At 66.1% G+C, this 10,052-nt stretch carries 3 protein-coding genes; 1 reads left to right on the top strand and 2 read right to left on the bottom strand.

Annotated elements, in window-relative coordinates; translation table 11 throughout:
- A partial coding sequence (locus tag ACFSOX_RS23335) for a hypothetical protein (RefSeq protein WP_378480216.1) occupies positions 1 to 270 on the top strand: 270 nt, incomplete at its 5' end.
- Between the two features lie 45 nt (positions 271 to 315).
- Here the strand turns inward: ACFSOX_RS23335 and ACFSOX_RS23330 are convergent.
- Both ACFSOX_RS23330 and ACFSOX_RS23325 read right to left on the bottom strand, forming a co-directional pair.
- Positions 316 to 6,441: a DEAD/DEAH box helicase gene (locus tag ACFSOX_RS23330; RefSeq protein ID WP_378480215.1), complete on the bottom strand. Its 6,126-nt coding sequence runs from the start codon at positions 6,439 to 6,441 to the stop codon at positions 316 to 318.
- Between the two features lie 15 nt (positions 6,442 to 6,456).
- On the bottom strand, positions 6,457 to 9,921 hold the full coding sequence (locus ACFSOX_RS23325) for an STY4851/ECs_5259 family protein (protein WP_378480214.1): 3,465 nt from the start codon (positions 9,919 to 9,921) through the stop codon (positions 6,457 to 6,459).
- Between the last annotated feature and the right edge of the window lie 131 nt (positions 9,922 to 10,052).

Here is a 10,052-nt window from a genome sequence, read left to right as displayed (position 1 = left end):
CGACCCCGAATCTCTGCCCGAACCGACTTCCCTGCGGCCTTCACCGGATGGGTACGGATCGGCCAGGAACGCCCGGTGACCATCCACGTGCTGCTCGCGACGCACCCGGAGTTCCGCGATGCGTCCTTCGACGTGACGCTGGAAAAGCTTCTCAGGCACAAGCGCGAGCTGTCCCGCCACATGCTCGCCCCGCCGGTGCAGGAGAGCGATATCGATATGCTGTTCGGCTCCGCCATAAGCGGCACGCCGTCCTCGGACCCGAGCCAGTGAATTGCCGACGGTTTCGTGTCGCCGTCTCCGCCGAGGGCAACACAGTCACAACTTGCCGGAAGTCGCGACGACGTAGGTCTTGCCGATCCTCCGTCTTTGAAGGGCGGCATTCACGGACGTGAGCCTCTTGGCCTGAGTTGCATGGTCGGCTCCGAAGTCGTGGCGAACGACGACACTTCGCGGCGGACCCCAAGCGCCGAAGCCCTGGTCCAGCACGATTGTCGCGGTGTGCCCATTGGCGAACTCAACATCGAGGAAGCGGCCATGCGGCACATCCTTGTGCTGCAACGAAACGCGAATATCGCGTCGCGTGCCCAGCGCCTCAATCACGGCGCGCTGATCGACCGCATCCCGCCAGTCGTGGAAGATCTGCCAAGGCTCGCCGCGAGAGCCGGCGACACGCGGAGGCTGGGTTTCGACGACGAGCGCCGCCGATGCGTTTCCCGATTGCGCGAACACGAGCTTCATCGTGTCGATCAGCAAGCGCGCCACCAGCGGCGAGCACACGTAGGCATCCTGGTAGGTTGCGCGGGAGATGCCGCCCCCCGGCCAAACGCCACATTGCGTCAGCAATTGAATGAGGAGCTTCGATGCACGGATCCCGAATGTCGCGAGATCTCCGTCGAGCTCGGAGCCGATCTGGCTGATCTGTGCGCCGGGCGGAGGCAGCAGCGTCGCCAAGTCCAGATGCGCGAGCCGTGAGGCGATCGATGTGCGTCCACGAACGACGGGACTGCCGCTCGGGCGTGCCCAGTGCGGTCCGGGAAAGCGCGGCTCGGCCTCGCGCGTCGCCCAGACGAGGCGCGATTCGGAACGACCATTCGGCTCGATCGTCGCGAGGGCAATTCCGCCGTTCGCCAGTGCCGGTGCTTCTGCCGTCACCAGGGCGACCTTGTGCTGCAGCACGAAGTCTCGGATCGCGAGCTTATCGGCCGAACTCATTGCGTCGATCTGAGCCGTCGGAAAGGCGAGCGTCACCGGATGGCCGCGCATGGCCCAGTGGAGAAGCTGCGGCGCCACCGTCCAGTCCTGCAGCGCCGCAGGAGTCGTCCCGGTCGGCAGAAAAATCGTCAGTGCCGACTTCTCAACACGCCGAAGCTCTCGATTGATCTCGTCGAGCGGCGTCAGGGACAACACCGCATCGTCGGTAAAGCGGTCCGCGCCGTCCAGTTCGTCCGGAAGGGTCAGATGAGCGCGCATGAACGCGAGCGCCGCGGTGCGGTCGAGCTCGTCCTTTCCGTCGGGCGCATCGGAGGTCAGCACACAGGCTGCGCAGGCCCGCTCGCATCCCGGCGTCCTGCAGTCCAGGATGTGCTGCGCGCGTTGCAGCACGGGTCGCAGGAGATGCTCGAACGATATTGCGAATCCGGCGCCACCTGCCGCTCGGTCGAACAGGAACAAGGAGATGGCGGGCGCCCCCAGGGCATTCCGGGTCTGATCGACGGCGAAGCCCATCTCGTCCGCCTCGATGCCGAGCTCCTGTGCCAGGGCCTCGCGCAATGCGATGACGAGGGCGTTCGCGCCGGCACGGCGGAGCGTGTGGTGCGGCTGTAGCTCGAAGACGTCCGTGGTGATTTCCAGGCCCAGGGAGAGGTTGCGCTTGATGCTGAACGGCTTGTCGTTTCCTGGACAGACATCCTGTCCGTTCCGGTAACGCAGCGGCTTGTGGTCGACGAGGGCGGGGGGCGGTGACGCAAGCCCGCGATTGTCGGTGTCCGGCTCCGCCCGTCCACACTGAAGGCACAGCGCGTATCCGAATTGGCGCGGTCCGCCGCGATTGGAATAGTAGACGAGGCCCTCGCGGCTGCAGCGGTAGCGGCCGAGCTCGGGGACAGGCAGGCTGTGCCACGTCGCGTCACGGGCGGAAACGACGGGATCCTCGGGCGGCACATAGGAGAGGATGTCCGTGTCGGCGTGGGCGCGAACCCGCGGGTCGACCGAGAAGCCGGCGGGCCGGATGAACTCGACGCTGGTGGGCCGGTCAGCTCCACAGATCGGGCAGAAATCGGGGCTTCCGGCGCGCCTGGTATCGCTGGCACCGCATTCGACGCAGCGCCAGAAGTGACGCAGGCTTTGCACCTCGGCGAGATTCTCGGCGCTGGCGGGGCGCTTCCAGTTCAGCGTGACACCGGCCGACTTGTGCACGAGGCCGTCGAGGACGACTTCCGAGCCGGGGGCGTAATCGCGGATCGCGAGATCGAGCGACCGCTGCGGCCCGACCGTGCGAAACTGCCGAGTGCCGTCCGGAGGCGCGTCGGGGCCCGCCTTGAACTCCTTGCCCGGAATGAACGACACGACATCGGTCGGGAAGCCATGGCCCGGCAGGAATCCACGGTCGGCGAGGCTTCCCAGAAGGAACTCTCCGCACATGCGCCGAAGCTCCACCGCCATCCGCGATCGGCCGGCATCCTGGAGGCCTTCGTCCTTGGCAAGTGCGACGAGCCCCTCCCATTCCGCGACGAAGTCGGCGGCGAGGGCCTTGATCGCGTCCGTCGCATCCTCGACCAAGCGGCGGTCTCCCTCCAGAACCGAGCGTCGGGTCAAGCGGGCGATGTCGTCCGCGACGCGCGATGCGGTCGCCGGCCGCTCGAGCCAGTCGATGAAGACCTCCACGGGCCGCTCCGCCTTGAGCGGACGTGCGTCCTTGGGATCGGATGGACAGCCGATGAAGGCTCCGATCTGCATCTTGAGCGCGTCGCCGGCGTGCTCTCGCATGAAGCAGCCGAGCAGGAACGCATTGACGTGCCGCTGCACGATCGGTCGGCTGCTGAGCGTCACCTTGGGCGCAGAGAGGGTTCGGCGAAGGAACGCCCGTGGATCACGGAACGCCTCACGGTCGAGCGGCCGGTCCTTGCAGAACGTGAACGAGAGGGCGACCGCTTGACCGCGTCGGCCGGCGCGGCCGACACGCTGGCGATAGTTGGCGATCGACGGCGGCACATTGGTCATCATCACCGAGGAGACCGAGCCGATGTCGACGCCCATCTCCATCGTGGTGGAGCAGTTGAGGATGTTGATCCGTCCCGCCTTGAAGTCGTGCTCGTAGCGGCGCAGACGCCGACTGTCCTGCTGCGCCGAGTGCTCGGCCGAGCGGGCGTAGTCCGCGAAAAGCGCGATACGATCCGAAATGTTCGTCCAGGCTCCCTTGGCCCTCAGATCGGCGATCATCGGATCCGATTCGAGCCACGCCTGGATGTCGGCCCTCGCGGCGGCAAAATTCGCGGCACCCAGGATCGGGACGGGGAGGCGCGGAAGGGTTATGGAGGCGGCGCGGCGCCGTGCATCGGTCCTTTCCTCGATGCCATAGGGAGTGAGGCCGAAGGGCGCCCGGTCGAGAACGCGGCGCGTGACGGGACATAAGAACCCGTCGACGACGGGTGCGACGAAGGTCTTGGTGAAATCGAAGATCCGCCGCTCCGGATCGCTCGAGAGCGTCGCTAGGATCTGCGACCACGCAACACGCAGGCAATCGTCGAGATCCGACCGATCGGCGGGCTGGTCGAGCGCAAGTCGCAGGCCGTGCATCAACAAGGCGACCGGGCGCGATCGGGGATTGGCGCGAAGCTGTCCGTTCGGCCAAGCGTGCAGCCGTTTGTCGCCGTCGGTCCGCTCGTCCGGACCGACCAGCGATCGGAGCTTCGCGCGGGACGATACCCAATGCTGCATCTGCCAGGAAATCGCGATCGCACCGTTCGCCCGAACGAACCACGTCAGGATCGCATCGAGGTACCCACGCCAGTCGTCGGTCGTCTTGCCTCTCCGGCGAAAGGCGGCGGGGAGGTGCGTTTCGCTGAGCCGATCGATCGACGGATTGCGCAGGCGTGCGACGCCCAGCGTCTCCGCCGAGTTGGCGCGATACGGTCGGCGCGTGAATTCCCGAAGCAGCAGGAACTCGGCGATCTTGAACTCGTTCGTGAACAGCTCCTCGTCGCGCGCCTGCCACAGGCCCTTGATCCATTCGGCGACCTCGATGCGGCTCGCGAGCCGGTTCACCAGCTCGGGCCACGCGATCCCGTCGGTGCTGCCCGATGTGAGATTCGCGAGCTCACGCCGATTCTTGGCGATCATGCTTTCCAGGATCGGCTGCGGGTTGGTCGCGAAGATGGACTCGAGCTGTTGGATGTCACCTCTCAGCTTCGCCACCTGGTCGTCAGCGCCGGCGGGCGGGCGCATCGATGCCTGGACCTGATGATAGATGAAGGAACGGACGAAGTTGCGCTCCGACTCGGTCTCGAGCTTGGCGGCCATGCGGGCCGTGCCCTGACGGCTGTCGGTAAACGAGAGGAGACGGCGCCCCGCCGCCGGCAGCCTCTCCTCCGCATCGGTCTTGGCCGGTTCCACGCCCTCGAGCAAAATCGGCGCGGCGTTGCCGAGAATGAATGGAGCACCGAACCGGAGCGGCCGAATCAGGTCGTGATCCTTGCGTCCCGTCGGCGTGCAGTGCGGGCAGGCGCGAGGGCCGGTGTAGTCCTCGTAGAGGAGAGTGAGACCGCCATCGGCGAACTGGTCGGTGACCTGCCAGCCGATACTCGGGTCGAGGTGGAGCTTGCGGGCAGCCGAGGTCGGGGTTGCGGCGAACAGACGGGTCCAGACGGGGTTCTTGTTCTGGTCCTCGTTCTCGTCCTCGTTGTCCGTGTCGTCGGGGCGATCTTCGCCCTCGCGCCCGCTGTCGAACGCGAACTCGTCGCGCGGCGGATTGCGCAACGGCGCCGACAGGCGAGGCCCGGCCTCGATCCCTTCCAGATAAGCTTCACCGCATTCGTTGCAGCTCACCACCTCCAGCACCGGCGCCCCGCAACAAGGGCATTGATCGGCTCGCTCGGCGAGGATGCGCCCGAACGGCCAGTCGGACGGGCGATCCGGACACTCCGGATTGATGCAGCTCCACACGCCGGGAACCGCGCGTTCGAAGGCGTGCAGGCGGATTGGCGCGAGGCGTTCCTCCTCCAGATCGTCGGTCTTTCGCGCGGCACGGGACATCGCGACCACGAGATCGGCCGCCCCGACGTCATACGTCTTCGCCGGTTCTTCGAAGTCGGCCAGCGGGACGCCGCCGTCGAAAAGTCGCTCGACCAGGCGCCACGTCTTCGGATCGCGGCCGAGGAGATCGTAGAGCGCGGCGGGGTCGGCGGTGCGGATGTCCGGAGGCGTTCGTCCGGACTCACCGCCGGGTCGAAGAGGCATCCGGCGTCGGCCCTCGATCACGTGGACGCGATCGTCGGGAATGCCTGCGACCTCTGCCAGGAATCGCTGCAACTGTTGTTGGACATTCTCGCCCGATCCGATCGTCGCGGATGTCGCAACGAAGCGAACCTGCTCCGGTGCGATCGAGAAGGCGAGCATGACCCGGCGCAACAGCAAGGCGATCTCCGCCGCTGCCGCGCCGACCAGCGAATGGGCCTCGTCGAGGACGATCCATTTCAGCTTGCCTTGCGACGAGTCGATGATCGGCCGGTCCTCCGCCCGCACCAGCATGTATTCGAGCATGGTGATGTTGGTGACGAGCAGTGGCGGGGGACTGGCCCGAAGACGTTCGCGGTCGATCACCTGCTCGGGGGTGCGGCGGCGGTCGGACTCCTTAGCCGCGGGCTGCAAGTCGCCGTTGTAGAGACAGTAGCGCAGCCTGCCGCCGAACGGTTGGGTCCAGGCGGAGAGTCGCTCGCGCTGGCTCTCGATCAGGGCGTTGAGGGGATACAGCATGATCGCCTGCACCCCTTCGAGCGGCTCGCGTCGCCCCTGCGCCTGAGACACGAGATCGCTGAGGATCGGAAAAAGGAAGCACTCGGTCTTTCCCGATCCGGTTCCCGACGTCACCAGCACAGACTGGGGATCGCGTTCCGCCAGAATACGCCAAGCTTGCGCCTGGTGCAGGAACGGTCTCCGTGTGCGTGGAAAACGATAGTCGTGGTCGGCGGGCAGGCCGTCGAGGGCCGCGACGAAATCTCCATGCAGCGGCGACGGAGCAAGTGCCGCCATCGGCATCTCGGCGGTGACGAACGGGTGCGCGCCTTCCAGCACTGGTTCTTGCAGCATGGCGCCGAGCAGCGGGTCGTTCCCACCGAGCAGCACGCGCAGATGCCGCCGAAGCCCCTCGTGGGCCAACCCGGACTGTGCAATGACCGCCTCGACGGTCCGCCGTTTCACGTCGCTCAGAACATCGAACGGAGTCATGTCACTGGAAGCCGATCACTTGGAGCCGTAGAATTTCAGCAAATGTCGCCACGCTGCCGAGACATAGGTCGGGTCTTCGCGCAGAACCCGACGCACGAGCAGCATCTCGTGACCCTGGAGCGTCAGTCGCCCCCGGGCGCTCGCGGCGAGAAGGACAGGGGCGAAGAGGCCGGCGAAGCTCTCGTGCGACTTCGCCCCGATCTCGGATGGAAGCTTCAGGCCGGCCGACGAAAGACGCGAGGCGATGTCGTTCGGTGCCTCGCCGCCCCGGTGATGCTGATCACGAATGTAGGTATCCGTCAGCTCGCGGAGCGAAGGGACAGGCGCGGCGGCCGGCGCGGGGAGGCCGGCCGTGTCGAAGATGGCTTGGACAGCCGGCTCCAATGCCGTCAGGTCGGCGGACAAGTCGCGCAGCCATTCGATTGCGTGCTCCATGGCGACCCTCTGGCCGAGGGTTCCCTTGAGCGCCCTAACCGAGCTTTCACAGGTTCGAGTCATCACCGTTGCCCATGCCCGGACAGGAAGCGCCAGCCAGAGAAAGGGGAGACTGTTCTGCAACGACCAGATGGCACCACGGTCGCCGGCGTCGCGGGCGGCGAAGAGAACATTCAGGAGAGCCTCGGCGTCGGCAGGGAGCAACCTGAGCGCGTCGATGGCGGTCGCCGGAAGTCCGTTCAGGTTGGCCGCTGCATCGCGCAACCATGTGACGTCGCTCGTGCTGCCGTCGTCGTGTCCGAGGCAGCTCAACGCCTCGACGATCGCACGCTGGCGTTCCTCGAAATCGAGGATCGTCAGCGCCGAAACCAGCCTTCCGAAATGGACGGCCGGAGAGCCGGGTCGCACGATCGGGACGGGGCGCGAGACGACGTCGATGCCGTCTCGCGCGTAGACGAGACAAAGCCCCTTGCAGCGCTCCGGCAGTCGCCAGTGCCCGTCGCCGGTATCCTCCAGCGCGTGCTCGTGTCGCGGGTCCAGGATCATCCGTGCGACGGGTGCGATGCCGGAAGCTCTCGATGACTCGGGCCGACGCACCAGATCTCCGTCGTGAACCAGTCGGTCGAGCCGATAACGGCTGATACGGATCGGTTGTCGTGTGTCGCCGAGAAAATCGAGCTCCACCAGATCGTCCTGCCCCGGCAGGGTCGCCAGCATCTCGTCGATCGAGCTTCGCAGAACGCCGAGGGGGAGCTCGCCGTCGACGATCGTCTTGATCCCGCTCGATCTGGCCCCCTTCGGTGCGAGATGGACGATGCTCCGTCCCGGCGAGACGACGACCGCGCCGCGCAAGGCTCCGACGTCGATCCGTCGACCCGGCGGGAGGATAGAACCGTCGGCGAGGGCGACGACCGCGTCACGCCCGACGAGCGGCACGATCACGTCGAATGCTGTACCCGACGGCGGGTGGAGCGTCAGCGGAAGCCGATAAACGGGACGTCCAGAGAACCGGATCGCCAGCACGTCGGTCCTCGACGCATCGACCGCACAGGACGCGGTCGGGACAGTGGCGGTCCATCCGGGCAAACCGTGCAGCCGGATTTCTCCGGTCAGGGCGTCTTTCATCGTGCCGTCGATGCGGGCGCCGACCGGTAGCAGTGCCAACCGCCGCTTCTCGATCTGGATGTCGGCGACGGAGTCGCGCCACGAGAGCTCGATCAGCCCGGCCGCGTCGAGCGAGGCCGTGAGAGGGCTCCACCGGCCGCCCGGCCGCCGAACGAACAATTCGCCCGGGCGAGGCGCTCGTGGTTGGCTTCCGTTCTCGCGAATCCGCACCTTCGCCGGTGTCGCCACCAGATCCCAATCGCCATCGGCCGGTACCACGGTGGTATCGACGAGCACCGGAAGATCGAGCTCCCGCTCTTGCGCGTCTGCGTCCGGTTCGACCCTGAAACGGACGGCCTCCGCCTCGTCGGCGTGGAAGTGGGTCGCCGAGGTCAGGCGGGCCAGCTTGCGGCGCAGGGCGGGAACATCCTCGATCTCGGTCTCTGTCCCCTCGGCGACGGGCTCGACCATCCAGTGGTCCGGAACGAGGACGAAAAGGGTCTTGGCCGGAGAGCTCACCGAGCCGGAGCGGACGAATCGAAGCAGCGGTTGCTGCTCGGTCGAGCCCTCGTCCGGCTCGAACACGAGAACATCGGACCGCACGGCATCGCCGCGATGCCAGGTCCAGGACTGCGGCGGACTGTCGGGCGAGCTCAGCGTCACGGTGACGGGAGCGGCGAACGGGAAGTCGGGCAGGAGCTTCGCCGTCCGAAAAAAGGGGCGAACCCGCCAACGCCGTTGTTCGCCGGCAGGGGGCTCGAACAGTGCGACCTCGCCGGCCAGGTGGTTGGAGAGTTCGCCGGTCGCGATCGCGCGAACCCGGCTGAGGGCCGTCAGGCCGGGCAACTTCTCCGATCTGATTTCGCCGTCCGCCACGAGTTGGACGGCGGGCCGCCATTCGCCGTCTCGCTTGACCAGGAATCGCTTCACCTCGACGCCTGCCGTGACGAGGCCGGTCATCTTCTCGTCGAGCAGGCCGGTCAGCAACTCGGCGACGAGCGCTTCGTCCTCGGCTGGAACGTAGACCGGCAACTCGTCCCGCCAGTCTGGATACTTGGCATCGAGGAGCGCCGAGTTGCGGATGCCACCGGCGCCTTCGGCTTCGGCCTTCCGACGAAGCTGGAGGAGCTTCGCGGCGAATTCGGAGCACAGTGCGACGAAGTCGTCGTGCTGGTAGCTCTTGCGCATTCGGCCGCGCTCTTCTTCTGCGATGGCGAGGATCTCGTCCGCGGTCTCGGCCCGTCCCGCGATCGCCCGGCGCATGATCGCGCGCAGATAGTCCTTCAGCCAGCCGCGGCCGCCGTCCGCCAGGATGCGGACCGGAAATCCGCCTTCGAGCGCCACGGTCAGCAGGAACTTGCGGACGTGCTCGCTCCGCCGCAGCTTTCGTCGCCAATAGGCGAGGCCGTAATTCGTCAACTCCTGCTTGCTCGCGTAAGGAACGGAGGGAAAGATGTCCGGCGCCGGGTCGTCCCAGCGAAGGAATGTAGTGTCGGACTCTCGACGGAACCATTCTGCGCAATAAGCGACGAAAAGGGCGCCTGCGAAATAGTCCGGCTTTTCCAGGCGACCAGCCTGAGCCACATCGCGAAGTATAGATTTTACTTGCACGTACTCTTTGTCAGTCATCCGGTAGCGATAGAATGCTCGCTCGTCCGGTCCTCCGATGTTCCGGGCGCGAAGAAACGCGTGCAGCCAATCCTGAAGCGTATCCGGGTGTGAGCGGGCTGCTTGCGGCCGGCCCGGAAAGGCCGACTGCGACAGAGCGCGCCGCGCTTGCACGACCTCGAATTGCAGATCGATCGCCGCGTCCGTGGTCCTGCGCTTGAGCTCGTCGTTGAGCGTTTCGAGAAAACGCGGGTCGCGGCCTCTTTCCCGAAACAGCCGAACGAGCTGCCCGTCCGGCAAACCGGACAGACTCCCATAATCCCCTTCGGACATGATCCCATCCCCGACTTTCGAGGGAAGCATGCGTGATTTGCTAAGGGGATGGAAGCCCTGTTCTTAATTGAGGTATATTAGACCGGTTTTCGCTCACGTTGGTGCATAGCCTGCGTGTCGGATGAAATTTC

Source organism: Rhodoplanes azumiensis (assembly GCF_042682915.1).
Taxonomy (GTDB): domain Bacteria; phylum Pseudomonadota; class Alphaproteobacteria; order Rhizobiales; family Xanthobacteraceae; genus Rhodoplanes; species Rhodoplanes azumiensis.
The sequence above is the reverse complement of the archived record's forward strand: the minus strand, read 5'-3'. Positions and strand labels throughout refer to the sequence as shown.